A 17,901-nucleotide genomic window follows, 5' to 3' on the forward strand; every position below is an offset into this window, starting at 1 on the left:
TCGCTGATTTTTTGAAGGTATGGTCATCATCCAGTGCGTGTCACCACGGCTACGACTTGGTTGTTCGAGGTGCCCATAAGCGTATCCCTCTTTTGCGTTTTTAATAGACTGCTTTTCTACTGTGACATCGATGGTCGCGGTAATCATTAGGCTTAGACCGGAGGAAGCGGAGTGAAGTGCGTGGTGATTGGCAAGGGAATAATTCTACGAGCGTGGTAATACGTTGCTGCCTCCATAAAGTGCCATTCCACTTTTGCCTGAGGAAGAGCGGTTTCGACTGCCGATATATGCGACAACGATTCATTCCTCATGTCTGGGAAAACGACATTGGAAGGGAAACCCTGCAGCGGCCTTCCATCCTCATCAAGAAACTGCGCATACCGCCCCTTCGCATCAACAACGGTGCAATCGTCCCGCCAGAACCCATCGAACCACACCCCGTTGTACAGCCATTCGGTGATGTTGAGCTGCTCCGCATCCGGCTGCGCCTCACCCTTGAGCGCGCTCCAGGCACGCCCCGCCAACGACAAGTCGACGTCGCTCAGCGGCAGGCCGCTGACCTTGTCGCAATACGAAAAGTGCTCCGGCCCGGCCTTCAGGTTGGCGATGTACAGCTGGTAGTCGTAGTTGAGTTTGGTCTGCTTGCGGATGGCGCGCCGCGGCCGCGCCGGCAGCAGCGCGCCGGTTTTCAACTTGCATTGGTTGCATTGCGTGTCGTCTTTCTGGTTGGTGCAATCGCCTTCGCGCACGGCATCCTTTGGAATGGCGCCGGCCAGCTTGCGCAGGCGCTCGGCGGTGACGATGCCTCGAATGACGTCGCCCAACAGCCGTCCGCCGGCAGGGATCGCAGTTGCCATCTCAGTCGCTCCAACGCGTTTGGGCCATCAGGATCGACAGCATGTCTTCGGCGGCCAGATTGGCGTCGCTGGCGGTCTTGATCTTCAGCGCCAGCGCCTGCTGTCGGCGCAGCTCACCGTTGGAGACGCTGTCCAACTTCACCCAGCGCACCAGGGTCGGAATGCGCGTGATATGCAATTCATACGTTGCCGCATCGTAGGCCGCACGCACCTTTTCCAGCAGCATGCCCTCGGTGAGGTGGGCCACATCGGCTGGCGCGTCGCGTCGGATTTCGGCTGCGATGCGCTGGGTGAACGCGTCCGGATCCGGAAGCCGCAGCAGGGCTTCCTGCTGGGCGGTGAGTTCAATGGGCATTGGTGAGCCGTCCAAGGCAGGTGTGCCATTCGGTGAAGGGCGAGGTAAGCCCGTCCAACTGCGCAGCGCTCAGCACATGCCGCAGGCGCTGCATGACGCGCGGATCGTAGAAGCGCAGCAGGGCGCTCGATCCATCAGGCAGGGCCATGGCAAGCATGGACTGCAGATGGGCAAAGACCGGCTCGAACGCCAGGGGCGAGGCGAGATAGCTGACGCACGGCACGCAGGTGCCGTCCAGCGCGTTGAGCCAGCCATGCAGCGTGGTGGTGGTGTCCACCTGCACCAGCCACGGGCCGGCGTCGGCATGCGCTTGCTCGGGCCGGCCTAGGAAAAGCGAACGGTGCGGGAGGTCTTCTGCGTAGAAGCGCAGGGTGTTGGCAGCGTCGCGGCGCACAGCGCAATCGACCAGGACATAGCGGTGCATCGTCTAGCGGCCCAGGAAGGCCGCGCCTTTTTGCGCGGCGGCCAGCAGGCATTGCTCGCACACGTCCTGGTTTGACGCTGGTACCGAAGCAGGAGAGCAACCGATGCCGATGCCGATGCCGCCGCCATCGCCTTGCCGCTCGTCGCGGCCGAACCGCTGTCGATGGAGGCACTGGGTTGCTTGCCTGAAATCAGCGCGCAGCCACATGCCAGCTTGTCACCATGACGCGCGACCGGCTGGCCGTCGATCATCAGGGTGGCGTCGCCGGTCACAATCGGGAAAACGCCCTGGTGCGTGCTGCATGTGGCGCGGTCGCCGATCCGCGCCACCGGCTTGCCGTCGATGTCGGTTTCCATCGAACCGGATACCACGTGCCCGCCGCCAGTGGTGTAGTCGCCTACGACAATGAGCATGCGCATACCGTCACCTCGATCGACTCCGGAAGAATGATTGGGTGCTCCACCGTGCCGGTCAAGCGCACGCGCGCGCCGTCAGCGCTCCGCGTGGCGGCCGGATGATCTGCGGCCATCTAAACCCATCAGTTGCCCTGAACGGCATAATGGCTGCCTCAATGGAGAGTGCGCATGCATAGCGGCGGTCTGGAACTGGCTCTGGTGCTGATGCTGGCCGCCATCGTGGCGGTGCCGGTATTCAAGCGCTTCGGCCTGGGTGCGGTGTTGGCCTATCTGGTCGCCGGTGTGGTGCTCGGGCCCGACGGTGTGGGCGTGGTGCAGGATGCCGAACGCATCAGCGGTGCCGCCGAAATTGGCGTGGTGATGCTGCTGTTCGTGATCGGCCTGGAACTGTCGCCGTCGCGCTTGAAGGTGATGCGCCATTCGGTGTTCGGTGCCGGCGCCACCCAGGTGGTGGTGACCACGTTGATCCTGGGCGGCTTGCTGATGCTCGGCAATCTGGGCTGGAAAGGCGCGCTGATCGTCGGCGTCGCGCTTGCATTGTCGTCCACCGCGGTGGGCCTGCAATTGCTGTCCGAACGCAAGGCGCTTGGCAACGACTACGGGCGCCTGGCGTTCGCCATTTTGCTGTTTCAGGATCTGATCGCCATCCCATTGCTGGCGGCGATTCCGTTGCTGGGCGGCAGCAAGAACGCCACGCTGGAATGGCAGGACGTGACCAGGGCGGTCGCGGCATTGGCGCTGGTCATTCTGTGCGGGCGCTTTGTGCTGCGGTATCTGTTCAACATGGTGGCGCGCACACGCATGCCGGAAGTGTTCACCGCCAGCGCATTGCTGGTGGTGTTGGGCACCGCCTGGATCATGCAAGAAGCGGGATTGAGCGCCAGCCTAGGCGCGTTTCTGGCCGGCGTGCTGCTGGCCGATTCGCAATTCCGTCACGAGCTCGAATCGCAGATCGAACCGTTCGAAGGCCTGTTGCTGGGTTTGTTCTTCATCTCGGTGGGCATGGGTATCAATCTGAATCGGGTCGTCGCCGAGCCGTGGCTGATCGCCAGCGGCGTGGCGATCCTGCTGATGGTGAAATTCTCGCTACTGGTCGGCATCGGCACCGTGGCCAAGCTGCCGTTGCGCAGCAGCCTGATGCTGGGCAGCGTGTTGTGGCTGGGCGGCGAATTCGCCTTCGTGGTGTTCAACGAAGCCGACCGTGTAGGCTTGCTGGAGCCGGCCAATCACGATCGCCTGGTGGCCATTGTCGGTGTGTCGATGGCGCTCACGCCGGTGTTGCTGCTCGGCATGCAGCGCATCCTCAACGGACCATTGCGGACAGGTGCATCCAAGTCAGATCGCCCGTTCGACACCATCGATACGCAGACGCCCAAGGTCCTGGTGGCGGGCATGGGCCGCTTCGGCCAGATCGTGGCGCGCTTGCTCACCGCCCGGCACGTGCCGTTCGTCGCGCTGGAGCACAACCCCGATACCGTGGATGACATGCGCAGTTTCGGCAGCCAGGTGTATTACGGCGATCCGACCCGGCCAGAGCTGCTGCGCGCCGCCGGTGCCGACCGTATCAAGGTGTTCGTGATCGCGATAGACGACCCGGAAACCAACATCAAGACGGTGCGGCTGATCCGCCGCCTGTATCCGCAGGCCACCGTGCTGGCACGTGCACGCAACCGCCAGCACGCATGGAAATTGATGGACCTTGGCGCAGAACCGTTCCGCGAAGTGTTCGCTTCCAGCCTGGAACTGAGCGAGCGCATGCTGACCTCGCTCGGCCTGGGCAAAGCGGAAGCGCATGCACACGTCAAACGCTTTCGCCAGCACGACGAAGAACTGCTGCATCGCCAGCATCTGGTCTACGACGACGAAGCCAAGGTGATCCAGACCGCACGCGACGCGCGCGCGGACCTGATGAATTTGTTCGAAGCCGACGTCAAGGCGGATGTGGATGGCGACGATGCGCCGGTGGCGGCGACGCAGGAAAAATAAGCCTCGTTGTGGGCATGCCGATAACGTCAGTGCGTTTGGGCAATACGTCGCGGTCGCAGGAGGTTCATTGCGCACACGTAGTGCCTTGCTGACCCACAAAAAAAACCGTGGCACCAGTGCGACGGCTGGCTATCGCTCAATCCGTATACGCGCCAGCCGTAACGCAACGGCTGGCGCGCGTGAATCAGCTACGCGGTTTGCGCGCAGTGGCGCTTTTGCTGGCCGACTTCTTCGCTGCCACCTTGCCGACCGCTGTGTTGCGCACAGGCTTTGCAGCTGCTTTTGCAACCTTCTTTGTCGCGCGTTTGGTGACGGATGTCTTTGCGACCTGGCTGGGCGAACCAGCCGCAGCTTCCGCAGATTTTGCGACAGGTCCGGCAGCACGTGTGGAAGTTGCCTTGCTCGCTTTCTTCTCTGTCTTTTTGGTGGCTTTCTTGATCGGCGTGGTGGCGCTGCTGCGTGCTTCCGGTGCGCGGCGCGGCGGTGGCTTGCGGCCGGGGGTGAGCGCGCGCCAGGCGTGTCCGCCATTCATTGCCAGCAATGCATCGGCGGCCGACGGGCCGGCACTGCCTGCGGCGTAGTTGGGGAAGTCGCTGGGCGGTTGTTTCCAGGCGTCCAGGATCGGCTGCACGATGCGCCAGGCGCCTTCCACCATTGCCGCATCCTGGAATAGCCCGGCCTCACCGTTCATGCAGTCCTGCAGCAGGCGCTCGTAGCCCACCGTGTATTCCTTGGGAAACCAGTCGCGGTAGCGGAAGTCCATGCGCACCGGTGCCAGACTGACCTGCGCACCGGGCCGTTTGACGTCGAACTGCAGCGAAATGCCTTCGTCGGGCTGGATGTGCAGCACTAGCCAGTCGGGGCCGTAACCGCCCACCTCGGTGCTGCGAAACGGTGCCAGCGGCGCAGGCTTGAAGCGGATCGCGATCTCGGTGGTGCGCTCGCGCAAGCGCTTGCCGGTGCGCAGGTAAAACGGCACCCCGGCCCAGCGCCAAGTGTCGACCTGCAGTTTCATCGCCACATAGGTTTCGGTTTCCGAATCTTCCGGCACGGTGTCTTCTTCGCGATAACCCGGCACGGCGCTGCGGCTCACAGCGCCGGAGGCATATTGGCCGCGCACCACATCTTCGGGCTTGATCGGGCGTACCGCTTCGATCACTTCGGCGCGGCGACGGTGCATCGCTTCGGTGGTGAATGCGGCTGGCGGTTCCATTGCAATCATCGCCAGCAACTGGAACAAATGGTTCGGCACCATGTCGCGTAAACAGCCGGTGGGATCGTAGAAACGTCCGCGGCCTTCCACACCGATGGTTTCGGCGGCGGTGATCTGCACATGATCGATGCGGTCGCGATTCCACACCGGCTCGAACAAGCCGTTGGCGAAACGGAACGCCAGAATGTTCTGCACGGTCTCCTTGCCAAAGAAGTGGTCGATGCGGAACACCTGATCCTCATGCAACACGCGGGCGACGGTGGCATTGAGCTGCTTGGCGCTGGGCAGATCGTGGCCGAAGGGTTTTTCCACGATCACCCGACGCCAGCCCTCGCCCTCGCGTTGCTTGACCAGCCCGGCTTCGCCCAGGTTGCGCAACACCGGCTCGAAGAACCGCGCGGCAGTGGCGAGATAAAACAGCATATTGCCCTGGGTGCCATAGCGCTTGTGCAGTTTCTCCAGCACGCCATCCAGCGCTTTATATGCACCCAAGTCAGTGAAATCGCCGCGCAGATAATGCATGCGCTCGCGCAGCCAATCCCAGGTGTCGGTATCGAATTCGTCGGTCTGGAATTCGGCATCGCGGCTGCTGAGCAGCTCGAGCATCGACTGCCCCATCATCGTGCGCCACGCGCGTTCGCTGATGTCGCCATGATCCATGCCGACGATGGCCAATTGCTCGCCCAATGCGCCGGAGCGACGCAGGTTATACAGCGCAGGCATCACCAACCGCTTGGTCAGATCGCCACGCGCGCCTAATACCACGATGATGCACGGCGGCGTTATCGCTTGTTCGTTCATGGAAGTGTTTCCTTTTCGCCCATGCATCCGTGCAGGCGCAATGCCGCATTGACCAGGGCCACGTGGGAATACCCTTGCGGGAAGTTGCCAAGCATGCGTTTGCTGCGCGGGTCGTATTCTTCTGCAAGCAGGCCCACGTCGTTGCACAGGCCGAGCAGACGCTCAAGCAACACGCTTGCCTGGTCGGTGCGCCCGATCAATGCATAGTTTTCCACCAGCCAGAAACTGCAGGCCAGAAAGGTACCCTCGCCCGCCGGCAGGCCATCGGCACTGTCGTCGGCACGATAGCGTTCGACCAATCCATCGATGGTCAGATCGCGTGCGATGGCATCGGCGGTGGCGGCGATGCGTGGGTCGCCCGCCGGCAAAAAGCCCACGATCGGGATCAGCAGCAGTGAGGCGTCCAGGCGGTCGGAGCCATAACTCTGCACGAAGTGGCCATCCGGGTGCACGCCTTTTTCCAGTACTTCATCGCGAATTTCCTCGGCAAGCCGGCCCCAATGCGCGCGCTTAGCTGCGTCGGCATGGGTGATGCCATCGCGGGCGCCGCAATCGAACGCCAGCCATGCCATGACCTTGGAATGCACGAAATGGCGGCGCTCGTCGCGGATTTCCCAGATGCCTTCATCGGGCAGGCGCCACAGGTCTTCCAGCGCGTCCAGTATCTTTTCCAGCAGCGATGCCGACGAGCCATCGTCATCTACGGGCGGCGCCACGCCCTTTTCGCGCGCGTAATGAAAGGCGCCGATCAACTCGCCGTAGACGTCGAGCTGAAACTGATCCACCGCGCCATTGCCGATACGCACCGGGCCGGAGTTCTCGTAACCGGGCAACCAGTGCGCTTCCCACTCTTCCAACCGGCGTTCGCCGGCGATGCCGTAGAGCGCCTGCAACTGATCCGGCGAACCGGCGATGGCGCGTTGCACCCAATCGCGGAATGCTTCTGCTTCATCGCGATAACCAGCCTGCAACAGGGCGATCAGCGTAAACACCGAATCGCGTAGCCAGCAATAGCGGTAATCCCAGTTGCGGGCGCCACCCAGATGCTCGGGCAACGATGCAGTGGGCGCGGCGACAATGCCGCCGGTGGGCAGATAACTCAGCCCTTTCAAGACCACCAGCGAGCGCCGCACCTGCTCGGTCCACGGGCCGACATCGGTGCAGCGGCGTGCCCAGTCATGCCAGAACGCTGTTGTACGTAGCAGTGCCTGTTCCGGGTCGATCGCCTGGGGCGTGGGCTGGTGCGACAAGCCATGGCTGAGTAGAAACCAGGTGCTTTGGCCCTCGCGCAGCGTGAAGTCGGTCTCGGTGCCCATGTCTTCGCCGTGCAGTTCCTGCGGCGAGCGCAAGGCGAGCTGGTCGGGGCCGGCGATGGCGCGGATGCCGCCCTCGATGCCGGTCACCCACGGCACCGTGCGGCCGTAGTTGAAGCGGAACGTCAGGCGCATGTGCATCGGCACCTCGCCCTGCACGCAGCGCACGATCCGCACCAGATGCTGGTGGCTGTCGTCCTCCTCGCTGGCGACCATGAAGTCGACCAGTTCCACCGTGCCGGTGTCGGTGCTCATGCGCGTGCACAACACCAGGCTGTCGTCGTCGTACGCGCGTTCGCTGCGGAATGCGGTGGCGGGCGACAACGCCCATTGCCCGTGTTGCGCATCGCCCAGCAACGATGCGAAGAAGGCATCGGAATCGAAACGTGGCAGACACAGCCAGTCGATGGTGCCGCGGTGGTCAACCAGGGCCGCACTGTGGCAATTGCCCAGCATGGCGTGGTCCTCGATACGCACGCTCATCGTAGAGCCGCTTCCTTCGTGCGAGGGAAAGCCCAGTCTTACACGCGTGGTGTCGGGATCAGGTTACGAATGCGCCGGCAGACGCAGCAGTGGTGGCACCGTGTCTTCCAGACGATGGATCAGTGCCGGGTCCATATAGGCGTCATCGTCGGGAATCTGCAGACAGATCACCCGGCAATGGCGCAGATGCGCAGCGGAGCGTTTGCGCAGCGATGTCAGATGGCGGCGTTCCATCACCAGCACCCCTTGCGCTTCGTGCAGCAGCTCGGGGGTGACCTGCAGTTGCGCAGCTGCGGCCAGCCCGGCCGATTGGGTTTGCACGCCCGGCCAGGCGGCGAACACCCGTTCGGCGGTGGGGCTGCGCAGGCGGTTGCGGCTGCACACGAACAGAACCCGCAGCGGTGCGCCGCCGCGCCGGCTCAGCGGCCTTCGCGCAGGAAGCGCGCCATCGAGGACACACCCGGCAAGGCGGGTTCGAACTGGCCGGCCACATCGATGAAGCCGCGCATGATCGCGATCTCGCGCGCGGTGCGGTTGAGCGCGTCGCGGCGGTCGGCGTCGGCGCCGGCACGCAGCAGGCGCTGCACCAGCAACGGCAGGCCGTGCAATGCGGCCAGATGCAGCGGACCGAAGCCGCGTTGATCGGCCACATCCAGAGCGACGTCTTCGTCGAGCAGGCGTTCGACGCCGGCCAGCACCACTTGCTCGTCGCAGGCAGTGCCCGGTTCGGCACGTGCGCCCAGCAACAGCAGCAACGGGCTGACCCGACCACCGGCCAGGTACTCCGGGTCGGCGCCGGCCAGCAGCAAGGTGTCCAGCAAGGCCAGCAAGCGGCTCTTGTCGCGCGCGGTGAAACCGTACAGCGCGGCGCAATGCAGCGGCGCCAGGCCTTGATCGTCGTTGGCATGGACGTCGGCCGCAGCGGTCAGCAGGCGCGCCACGATATCCGGCAAACCCAGCGCGCCGGCCAGCATCAGCACAGTGACGCCGCCGGGCAGGCGATGCTCGATCTGCGCGCCGGCCTGCAACAACGCGGCCACGATCTCGGTCTGACGCATGCTCACTGCCGCCGACAACGGCGTGGCGCCGCTATTGGCCGCGCGTTGCGGATCGGCGCCGCGCCCGAGCAAATGCGACACCACGCCGAGATGGCCGCCACCGGCGGCGCGCAGCAGCGCGGTGCAGCCTTGCGCATCGATGGCATCGACCGGCAGGCCGAGATCGATCAGGCGACGCACCGCATCGGTGTCGCCGGTCATGGCCGCGGCCGGTACATCGGCGTCGCGCAAGGTGCGGTGCGGCAGCGACCAGATGCGCCAGTCGAGCCAGTCGGCCAGATCGCGACGGCCGATCGACAACGCCACGCCCAGCGGGGTCTGCCCGTCGGCCGCGCGCGCTTCTGGCGAGGCGCCCTGTTTGACCAGCAATTTCAGCGAAGCGTCACGGCCCAGCGCGGTGGCCAGATGCAAGGCGGTCATGCCGTGGCTGTCGCGCGCTTCGCGGTCCACGCCATGCTCCAGCAACCACTGCTGCAGGCGCAGCCAACCCAGCCGCACGGCAAGCGACAACGGCGGGTCGCCGGCGGCCGACCGGGCGAACGGGTCGGCGCCGCGTTCGAGCAATTCCAGCGCGAACTGTTCCAGCCCGCGCGATGCCGCATCGTGCTGCACGCAGGCGCTGAGCAGCCGGGTCAGCCCGCCGGCGCCTGCGGGCGAGACGCCATGGCGCAGCAGCGCCTGCAGTGCAGGCACCTCCTCCACACCGCGCGAGAGCAGCGCAAACATCGGCACGTCGCCACAGGCATCGCGCACGTCGGCATCGGCGCCGTGGCGCAGCAGCCAGTCCACCGCGTCGGCATTCAAGGCCAGATGCGCATCGTGCAACAAGCCGCCCAGTTCTTCCGGGCCGCACAGCCTGGCCAATGCGGCCAGGCCATCGCGTTGACCCAATTGCAGGCCTTCGCGCAACAGCACCAAGGGCGGGCGATCGGCAACGCCGGCGGTATCGCCGCGTCCATCACTGACCGCAGCCGGTAACGGATAGCGGGGATCGAGCAATTGCACGATCGCCCAGCGCCCGGCTTCGGCGGCCACATCCACGGCGCGACGGCCATGCATATCAACACTGTCGGCCGGCACCTGCAGATCGAGCAGGCGCCGGATCAAGGCCGGCGACACGCGGTCGGCGGCGCAGGCCAGCATCACCGCAGTGCGGCCGTCGCCATCGATGGCCAGCACATCGGCCTTGCGTGCGACCAGCCGTTCGAGCACCGCGCTGCGTGCGTGCCGCGCTGCGTCCAGCCACGGCGTGCGGCCAAGCAGATCGCGCGCTTCCAGATTGGCGCCAGCCGACAACAATGCTTCGACGATATCGCCGTGCCCGGCCAGTGCGGCTTCGTGCAAGGCGCTGCGGCGTTGGCGGTCGCGCGCATCCACGCGTGCCTTGTGCTTGAGCAGCAGCTGCACGCCGGCCGGGTCGTCTTCCTCGGTGCCGGCGGCGGCCAGCAGCACGGGTGCGCCGCCTTCCGGTTCGGAATGCGCGCCGCGTTCCAGCAGAAACTTGGCCAGCCGCCAGTTGCCGACCTGGCAGGCCATCGCCAACGGCGAGTAGCCTTCGCTGTTGAGCGCGTCGAGCTCGGCGGCGGCATCGCGCAACAGCGCGGCCACGCCCGGGTCGGAACTGCGCACGGCGTGATGCAGCGGCGTGTTGCCGTCGTTGTCGGTGGCGCGCGGGTCGGCGCCGTTGGCCAGCAGCGTCATCACCGCGTCGGGGCGGCCATGCCAGCTGTCGCGCGTGGCGGCCAGCAATGGGGTCATGCCGCGATGCGGTTGGTTGACATCGACGCGGCGCACGATCAGCTCGCGCAGCAGGCGCAGATCCGGCAATACCGCGGCCAGCGCGGGCAGGCTGCGTTGATCGCGCCATTCCGGCAGCGGCATCGCCTGCGGGTCGGCGCCGGCGTCGAGTAACTGCAGTGCACGGTCCACGCGTCCACTACGCGCGGCTTCGAACAGTTCTGGCACCAACTGATGCTGGGCAACCGGCTCCAGCGGGCGCGGTTCGGCCGCGGCTTCGGAGAAGAAATCGGCGGCCTGCCGTGCCACCGGGGCATCGCTGCGCGTCGGTGCGGCGGTGCGTTGCAGCAGCACATGGGCCGCCGGCAGCAACACGCTGGCTGCCGCGGTCAGGCCCCAGCGCAGGCTGCTCGACAACCAGCCCGGCCAGGCCAGCGCCACGGCCAGCGTGCACATCGCCAGCACCAACACTGCGGCCAGCAGACCGCGCCAGGCATGCAACTCTTGTGTGGCCAGCGCGTGCCAGCGCGGTGCCAGGGCGCCACCGTCACGCTCGACCTCGCCCCACAGCGGCCAGGTCCGCCACAGCCCGAGCAGCGCGGCGCTGACCGCAACACTCAGCGCCAACGCAGCGGCCAGGCTGCCGCTGTCGCGCAAGGCAGTCAGCGGCCAGGTAATCAAGGCGGCCAGGGCCAGCAGACCGACGCCCCAGATCGCCAGCAACGGCGGCAACGCCTGCGCGATCGCACGCGGCTGGCTCGGCAATGCGCGCGTGCCGCGTGCCCACGACACCGCCAGCGCGAATGCCGGCTGCGCCAGCCATAACGTCAACGCAGCAACGCTGCCACCAACGCCGCCCAGCAGCGACAACACCACGCCGGCAGCGCCAGCCAGCGCTGCGGCGCGCCACCGCGCGGCACGCGTGGCCTCAGTCATAGTCGCACTCGCCCGCCAGCACCACCGTCTTGGGCAGTTGCATGTAGAAGCCGTGCTTGCTGAGCGCTTCGAGCACTGTCACCGCGTCCGCTTGCGCCAGACGGCGCTGCGGCGTCAACACCACCTCCAGCACAAACGCGAACGGCGCCAGCTGCGCGTGCACGGCGGCGGGAAGACCGGAGAAATCGTCACGCATGGCGAGATAGCAGAAGGTGTCTTGCTTGCGTTGGCTTTTATAGACGTAGGCGTGCATGCGCGCGTGGTCGCGCTCGATCGAGAAGTGTGTCGCAGGATTGTGTCCCAATTGCGCCGATGGCGAAAGCGCGGACGTTGCGAAAAATCCCAGCAGCGTCAGCGACATGACCGGCACGTTCAGTTGCGCCATCAACGGGCTGGGGACACACCATCGATATACTGAGCGCACTTTTTACCAGCCAGACCACCGTGAACCACGCGCAGCATCCGTCCCACATGGCCCCGGTCGCCGTCACCGCTTTCACTTCCACCACCGCGCTCGGCGCCGGGCTCCACGCCCAGGCCGCTGCCCTGACCGACCGCCGCAGCGGCTTGCGTCGCAACGATTTCGGCCCGCAGCCGCTGCCATGCTGGATCGGCCGCGTCGCTGGCGTGGAAGCGGTGGTGTTACCCGATTCCCTGCAAGGCTGGGACTGCCGCAACAATCGCCTGGCCTGGCTGGCCCTGCAGCAGGACGGCATGGCGCAAGCCGTGCAGGCCGCTGCGCAGCGCTACGGCGCCGAGCGCGTGGCGGTGATCATCGGCACCTCCACCTCCAGTATCGGCGCCAGCGAAGAGGCCTACACGCGCCTGGTCGAAGACGCCGACGGTGCGCGTTTCCCGGACGATCTGAATCGCCCGATCGTGCACACCCCGCATTCGCTGGGTGATTTCGTGCAGCACGCCACCGGCCTGCGCGGCCCGAGCGTGACCGTGGCCACCGCCTGTTCGTCCAGCGCCAAGGTGTTCGCCCAGGCCGCGCGCCTGATCGCCGCCGGCGTGGTGGACGCAGCGCTGGTCGGCGGCGTGGATACCCTCTGTGGCAGCGTGCTGTTCGGCTTCAACTCGCTGCAGGTGGTCGCACCCGAGATGTGCCAGCCGTTCGACGCGCGCCGGGTCGGGCTGAGCCTGGGCGAGGCCGGCGGCTTTGCCATGCTCGAACGCCCAGGCGCCGCACCGGACGGGGCGCTGTGGCTGTACGGCTATGGCGAATCCAGCGATGCCCACCATATGTCCGCCCCGCACCCGCAGGGCCTGGGCGCGCAGCTGGCCATGCGCGGGGCGCTCGAACGCGCCGGCCTGGAGCCGGCAGCGGTGGGTTATCTGAATCTGCACGGCACCGCCACGCCGGCCAACGACAGCGTGGAAGCGGCCGCCGTGGCGGCGATCTTCCCCGCCACCCTGCACGCCAGTTCGACCAAGGCCTGGACCGGCCACACCCTGGGCGCGGCCGGCATCGTGGAATCGGTGATCGCGTTGCTGGCACTGCGCGATGGCGTGCTGCCGGGCACGCTCAACAGCGACGTGCCCGACCCTGCCTGCGGCCCGCAGATCCGTTTCGACAACGCCCATTCCAAGATCGATTACGCCATGAACAACTCCTTCGGTTTTGGCGGCAACAACTGCTCGCTGCTGTTCGGGCGGGCCCGCTGATGCTGGCTGCCACCGTCGAAGGCATCGGCTTCTGGACCCAGGGCCTGCCCAACTGGGACGCCGCCATTGCCTTCGTGAACAGCGGTGATCTGCAGCAGACCCCGGCACGCCCGGCACCGCAGCTGCTGGCCGCCAACGAGCGCCGCCGCGCACCGGACACGGTGGCGGTCTCGCTGGAAGCCGCATTGGCCGCCTGCACCGCCGCCGGCCGCGACCCGGCCAGCCTGCCGTCGATCTTTACCTCCACTTACGGCGATCTGGCCATCTCCGACTACATGTGCACCACGCTGGCCAGCGACCCGTTGACGATCTCGCCGACCAAGTTCCACAACTCGGTGCATAACGCCGCTGCCGGCTACTGGACCATCGGCGCCGGGGCGATGACCCCGGCCACCGCGATCAGCGCCAGCCTGGCCAGCTTCGCCCAAGGCCTGCTGGAAGCGCTGGTGCAACGCGCCGCCGGCATGGACGCAGTGCTGCTGGCCGGCTACGACGCCCGCTCGGTCGGGCCGCTGGGCCGGATTGCGCCCAGCCGCGGCCTGCTCGGTGGCGCGCTGGTATTGGGCTTGCCTGGCCAGGCCGGCAAGCCGCAGCTGCGGGCGCGGCTGGACGACGGCACGCCAACGCCGTGCGACGGCCCGCTGTGTTGCCATCTCGCCAGCAACGCGATGGCGCCGATGCTGCCGCTGTTGGACCTACTGGCCAGTGGTGGCGATAGCGTGGCGCTTTACGCTGGCCCGGGCCGTGTGCTGCGCGTGGAGATCCAGCGGTGAGCCGGCAGCCATTGACCCGCGAAGACACCGCGATCCTGGTGCCGGCCCTGAACGAGTCGTTGCGCATCCGCGACGTGGTCAACGATGCGCTCACCTATTGTTCGCAGGTGATTGTGATCGACGACGGCTCCGACGATGGCACCGCCGATTGCATTGCCGACCTGCCGGTGACGCTGATCCGTCATCCGCAGCGCATGGGCAAGGGCGCCGCGTTACGCAGCGGCTTTGCGCAAGCGCAGCGCCTGGGCATGCGCGCGGTGATGACCATGGACGGCGATGGGCAGCACAAGGCGGCAGACTTTCCACGCCTGCTGGCCGCGGCCAACCGCCATCCCGGTTGCGTGATCGTCGGCGCACGCATGCGCAAGCGCGCCACCCAGCCCGCCATCCGCCGCATCGGCAACAACTTCGGCGACTGGGGTATCGCCTGGGCCTGCGGCTTCCAGTTGGTCGACAGCCAGAGCGGCCAACGCCTGTATCCAGCGTCGGTGTTCACCCTGCCCAACGTGCCCGGCGAAGGCTTCGTATTCGAAGCGCAATTGCTGATTTCCGCCGCACGCCAGGCCGGTGCCCGCGTGGTCGCGGTGCCGATCGAAACCCGTTACGCCGGCACCTCGCCAGGCACGTTTCGCAAGAGCCACTTCCGCCTGGTGCGCGATCTTTGGGAAATCACCTCGCATGTGGTCGCCCAAACCTGGAACTACGGGCATATCTGGCGCGAATACCGCCACGTGCGCGCCAACCCGGTACTGATCGACGACGTTGGCAGCGAATTTGCTACTGTGCCCGCGGTCACCAAGAGCAACCACTCCCCATGAATACACAGCGTGCCGATGTCGTGATCACCGGTGGTGGCCTGGCCGGTCTGAGTCTGGCGCTGCAGTTGAAACAGCGCGATCCCGCGCTGGCGATCACCGTGCTGGAACGGCGCGCGCACCCGGTGCGCGAGGCCGCGTTCAAGGTCGGCGAATCCACGGTGGAAATCGGCGCGCATTATTTCGCCAACGTGCTGGGCCTGCGTGAGCATCTGGAGACCGAGCAGATCCGCAAGTTCGGCTTCCGCTTTTTCTTTTCCGACAAGCGGCAGGACATCGACCGTTGCACCGAGCTGGGCGTCAGCCAGATCCTGCCGACGCCGTCGTGGCAGATCGATCGCGGCCGCTTCGAAAATTTTCTCGGCGAACGCGCCCGCGCGCAAGGCATCACCTTTGTCGACAGCTGCAGCGTCAAGGACGTGGCGTTGGCCGACGATGACAGCGACCACGCCGTGCGCTACGAGCGCGCCGGCGAGCCCGGCACGCTGAGCGCACGTTGGGTGGTGGACGCCAGCGGCCGCGCCGGCCTGCTCAAGCGCAAGCTCGGCCTGGCGCAGGACAACGCGCACGATGCCAACGCGGTGTGGTGGCGCGTGGAAGGCTTGATCGACCCCAATGGCTGGTCGCAGGACAGCAGCTGGTTACAGCGCTGCACGCCCCCAGACCGCTGGCGCTCGACCAATCACATGTGCGGGCCAGGCTACTGGTTCTGGCTGATTCCGCTCTCCTCCAGCGCGCATTCGCTGGGCATCGTCTGCGATGCGGCCATGCATCCGCTGGACAGCATGAACACGCACGAAAAAGCGATGACCTGGCTGCGCACGCATCAGCCCCAGGTCGCCGCCACGCTCGACAAGGCCGATTACCGGCTGCAGGACTTCTTGTTCCTGCGCAACTTCTCCTATGGCTGCAAGCAGGTGTTCTCGCCGCAGCGCTGGGCACTCACCGGCGAAGCGGGCCTGTTTCTGGACCCGTTCTATTCGCCCGGCAGCGACTTCATTGCGATTTCCAACACCTACATCTGCGAGTTGATCGGCCGCGACCGCGCCGGCAAATCGCTCAGCCCGTACGCAGAGCTGTATCAGCAGCTGTATTTCTCGTTCTACGAAAACACCTTGACGCTGTACCAGGATCAGTACGCCTTGTTCGGCGATGCGCAGGTGATGCAGGTCAAGGTGATCTGGGATTACACCTATTACTGGTCGCTGCTGGCGCCACTGTTCTGCAGCGGACGCATCGCGGATCTGAGTTTACTCGCACGCATGAAGACCGACTTCCTGTACGCGCGCGACATCAATCTGGCGATGCAACGCGTGCTGCACGACTGGGGCCAGCACAACAGCGAACAAGGTGTGGCCACCGGCGATGGACGCCTGCTGGATCAGTATCTGATCGGCTGGTTCAACGAACTCAATGACGCCTTGCACGATACGCTGGACGACGAAGCCTTCACCGCGCGCATCCACAGCAACATCGCGCGCATGGCGGTACTGGCGCGCGAGATTCTGCTGCAGGCACGTCAACGCCATCCCGAGCTGCCGGATCACGGCCTGGACGCGTTGACCGCCAACGCAATCGGCGAACCGATCCTGACCGCAGCCTGGTACGCCGACGCGGCGTGAACTTGCTCGAACGCGCCGACAACGGCGCGTTTTGCTTGGTCCAAGCTTTCTTTATACGCGCGTGCTGCACGCAAGCGCAAGCCGGTCATGAAGATCCAACAGACCGGCAGCCAAGCCGGCATTCGCAGCTCACAACCATGCACACCGACACTCTCGACGGGTCCTTGCCCGCCCACCGTCGCGGGACCTTACGCGGCATGGATGCCGCGTAAGAGCCTACACGGACGTACTTGCGGCGTGTCCCGCGATGGTGGGCGGGCAAGGGCCCTGCAACCAAACCGCAGATCAGCCGCTCTACACCAGACGCATCCGCACCGTTCAATTACCTCTCAAAGCGACCGAGATCTTGAACTTCAGCGCAGTCTGGATGTTCCAAGCCGAGCGGGTCGAGGGCGCGATGCCCTCACCGCCTGCGGGATACGCCGTGAATCCATTACTGGAGGCTCGGTGGCGGCATCCATGCCGCCACACGGTCCCGCAGGCGGTAAGGACATCGCACCTGCTCACTTGGCTGTGTGCTGATGGGAACTACGAAGCTGGCGCCCGCCTGGGAGTGCGCGCAGTCGTTTTGTAGCCGCTCTCAGCCCATCCCACCGTTGATGCCGATGACCTGGCCATTGATATAACCGGCTGACTCGGAGCACAGGAACGCCACCAATGCGGCGACTTCGTCGGGCTTGCCGACACGTCCCGCCGGCACTAATTGCTTGATCACCTCCGGCGCAAAACTTTCGCCCACCATCTCGCTTTCGATCACGCCAGGGGCGACCACGTTGACCGCAATGCCACGGCTGGCCATCTCGCGCGACAACGATTTGCTGGCGCCGTGCAACGCGGCCTTGGCGGCGGCGTAGTTGGTTTGCCCGCGATTGCCCAGCACCGCCGCCACCGACGACACACTGACGATGCGGCCCCAGCGCGTACGCGCCATCGGCAACAGCAGCGGCTGGGTGACGTTGAAGAACCCGTGCAGCGACACGTCGATGACCCGATGCCATTGCTCGGCGCTCATGCCGGCCATCGGCGCATCGTCGTGGATGCCGGCGTTGTTGACCACGATCTGGATCGGGCCGACTTCCAGCAAACTTGCCAGCGCCGATGCACTGGCCTGCGCATCGGCCACATCGAAGGCCACCGCCTCTGCACTGCCTCCCTCGGCCACGATTGCCGCAACGACGTCATCGGCACGCGCGATATTGCGGTTGGCATGCACGATCACGTGCCGGCCTTGCGCAGCCAGGTGACGGCAGATCGCACCGCCAAGATCGCCGCTACCGCCGGTGATGAGCGCGCGGCGCTGTGGAATGGAAGTGCTCATGAAAGCCTCGATGGAGCCGCACACGCGGCAGCGGGAATGAGAAGGGACATCATCCTAACCAGTCGCGGCGGCCACGTTTCAGCGCACTGCTCGCGGGTTCGGTAACTACGCGATTACGGAAAACAA

15 protein-coding genes are annotated in these 17,901 nt (G+C 65.6%); 5 read left to right on the top strand and 10 right to left on the bottom strand.

Annotated elements, in window-relative coordinates; translation table 11 throughout:
- Positions 1 to 152 precede the first annotated feature (152 nt).
- From XpopCFBP1817_RS09795 to XpopCFBP1817_RS09810, 4 genes are read right to left on the bottom strand one after another with little or no spacing between them, the layout of a single operon-like run.
- Complete coding sequence (locus XpopCFBP1817_RS09795; RefSeq protein WP_128416990.1) at positions 153 to 857, bottom strand: Tox-REase-5 domain-containing protein; 705 nt, start codon at positions 855 to 857, stop codon at positions 153 to 155.
- Position 858: 1 nt separating this feature from the next.
- On the bottom strand, positions 859 to 1,212 hold the full coding sequence (locus tag XpopCFBP1817_RS09800) for a hypothetical protein (RefSeq protein ID WP_244171125.1): 354 nt from the start codon (positions 1,210 to 1,212) through the stop codon (positions 859 to 861).
- A complete protein-coding gene (locus XpopCFBP1817_RS09805; protein ID WP_128416991.1) occupies positions 1,202 to 1,636 on the bottom strand; it encodes a DUF4123 domain-containing protein in 435 nt (144 codons plus the stop codon). Before XpopCFBP1817_RS09805 ends, XpopCFBP1817_RS09800 begins: the two co-directional genes overlap by 11 nt.
- Positions 1,537 to 2,055 (bottom strand): PAAR domain-containing protein, encoded by a 519-nt coding sequence (locus XpopCFBP1817_RS09810; RefSeq protein WP_244171126.1) that lies wholly within the window; start codon positions 2,053 to 2,055, stop codon positions 1,537 to 1,539. Before XpopCFBP1817_RS09810 ends, XpopCFBP1817_RS09805 begins: the two co-directional genes overlap by 100 nt.
- A 165-nt stretch (positions 2,056 to 2,220) precedes the next feature.
- On the opposite strand from XpopCFBP1817_RS09810, the gene XpopCFBP1817_RS09815 reads away from it, so the two are divergent.
- Positions 2,221 to 4,038: a monovalent cation:proton antiporter-2 (CPA2) family protein gene (locus XpopCFBP1817_RS09815; RefSeq protein WP_128416992.1), complete on the top strand. Its 1,818-nt coding sequence runs from the start codon at positions 2,221 to 2,223 to the stop codon at positions 4,036 to 4,038.
- A 184-nt stretch (positions 4,039 to 4,222) separates the two neighbouring features.
- On the opposite strand, the gene zwf is transcribed toward XpopCFBP1817_RS09815, so the two are convergent.
- The 5 genes from zwf to XpopCFBP1817_RS09840 form a co-directional block, all read right to left on the bottom strand.
- Positions 4,223 to 6,052, bottom strand: a complete 1,830-nt coding sequence (gene zwf / locus XpopCFBP1817_RS09820; RefSeq protein ID WP_128416993.1) for a glucose-6-phosphate dehydrogenase — start codon at positions 6,050 to 6,052, stop codon at positions 4,223 to 4,225.
- Positions 6,049 to 7,848 carry a glycoside hydrolase family 15 protein gene (locus XpopCFBP1817_RS09825; protein WP_128416994.1) on the bottom strand — a complete coding sequence of 600 codons (1,800 nt, stop codon included), beginning with the start codon at positions 7,846 to 7,848 and terminating at the stop codon, positions 6,049 to 6,051. Before XpopCFBP1817_RS09825 ends, zwf begins: the two co-directional genes overlap by 4 nt.
- 63 nt (positions 7,849 to 7,911) lie before the next feature.
- Entirely contained in the window at positions 7,912 to 8,238 is a 327-nt protein-coding gene (locus XpopCFBP1817_RS09830) for a phosphotyrosine protein phosphatase (protein WP_167393893.1), read from the bottom strand.
- Between the two features lie 29 nt (positions 8,239 to 8,267).
- Complete coding sequence (locus XpopCFBP1817_RS09835; protein ID WP_128416995.1) at positions 8,268 to 11,579, bottom strand: ankyrin repeat domain-containing protein; 3,312 nt, start codon at positions 11,577 to 11,579, stop codon at positions 8,268 to 8,270.
- A complete protein-coding gene (locus XpopCFBP1817_RS09840; RefSeq protein WP_128417012.1) occupies positions 11,572 to 11,832 on the bottom strand; it encodes a YcgL domain-containing protein in 261 nt (86 codons plus the stop codon). The genes XpopCFBP1817_RS09835 and XpopCFBP1817_RS09840 overlap by 8 nt, the downstream gene beginning before the upstream one ends.
- A gap of 218 nt (positions 11,833 to 12,050) precedes the next feature.
- Here XpopCFBP1817_RS09840 and XpopCFBP1817_RS09845 point away from each other — a divergent pair, with 218 nt between their 5' ends.
- From XpopCFBP1817_RS09845 to XpopCFBP1817_RS09860, 4 genes are read left to right on the top strand one after another with little or no spacing between them, the layout of a single operon-like run.
- The gene (locus XpopCFBP1817_RS09845) at positions 12,051 to 13,247 is read left to right on the top strand and encodes a beta-ketoacyl-[acyl-carrier-protein] synthase family protein (protein ID WP_128416996.1); all 1,197 of its coding nucleotides are present in this window, start codon (positions 12,051 to 12,053) and stop codon (positions 13,245 to 13,247) included.
- The gene (locus XpopCFBP1817_RS09850; protein WP_128416997.1) at positions 13,247 to 14,020 is read left to right on the top strand and encodes a beta-ketoacyl synthase chain length factor; all 774 of its coding nucleotides are present in this window, start codon (positions 13,247 to 13,249) and stop codon (positions 14,018 to 14,020) included. Before XpopCFBP1817_RS09845 ends, XpopCFBP1817_RS09850 begins: the two co-directional genes overlap by 1 nt.
- Positions 14,017 to 14,838 carry a glycosyltransferase family 2 protein gene (locus tag XpopCFBP1817_RS09855; protein ID WP_128416998.1) on the top strand — a complete coding sequence of 274 codons (822 nt, stop codon included), beginning with the start codon at positions 14,017 to 14,019 and terminating at the stop codon, positions 14,836 to 14,838. Before XpopCFBP1817_RS09850 ends, XpopCFBP1817_RS09855 begins: the two co-directional genes overlap by 4 nt.
- The gene (locus tag XpopCFBP1817_RS09860; RefSeq protein WP_128416999.1) at positions 14,835 to 16,457 is read left to right on the top strand and encodes an NAD(P)/FAD-dependent oxidoreductase; all 1,623 of its coding nucleotides are present in this window, start codon (positions 14,835 to 14,837) and stop codon (positions 16,455 to 16,457) included. Before XpopCFBP1817_RS09855 ends, XpopCFBP1817_RS09860 begins: the two co-directional genes overlap by 4 nt.
- 580 nt (positions 16,458 to 17,037) lie before the next feature.
- On the opposite strand, the gene fabG is transcribed toward XpopCFBP1817_RS09860, so the two are convergent.
- Positions 17,038 to 17,775, bottom strand: coding sequence for a 3-oxoacyl-ACP reductase FabG (gene fabG / locus XpopCFBP1817_RS09870; RefSeq protein WP_128417000.1), 738 nt, complete (start codon positions 17,773 to 17,775; stop codon positions 17,038 to 17,040).
- Positions 17,776 to 17,901: the final 126 nt, after the last annotated feature.

This window comes from Xanthomonas populi (genome assembly GCF_002940065.1).
Lineage (GTDB): Bacteria > Pseudomonadota > Gammaproteobacteria > Xanthomonadales > Xanthomonadaceae > Xanthomonas > Xanthomonas populi.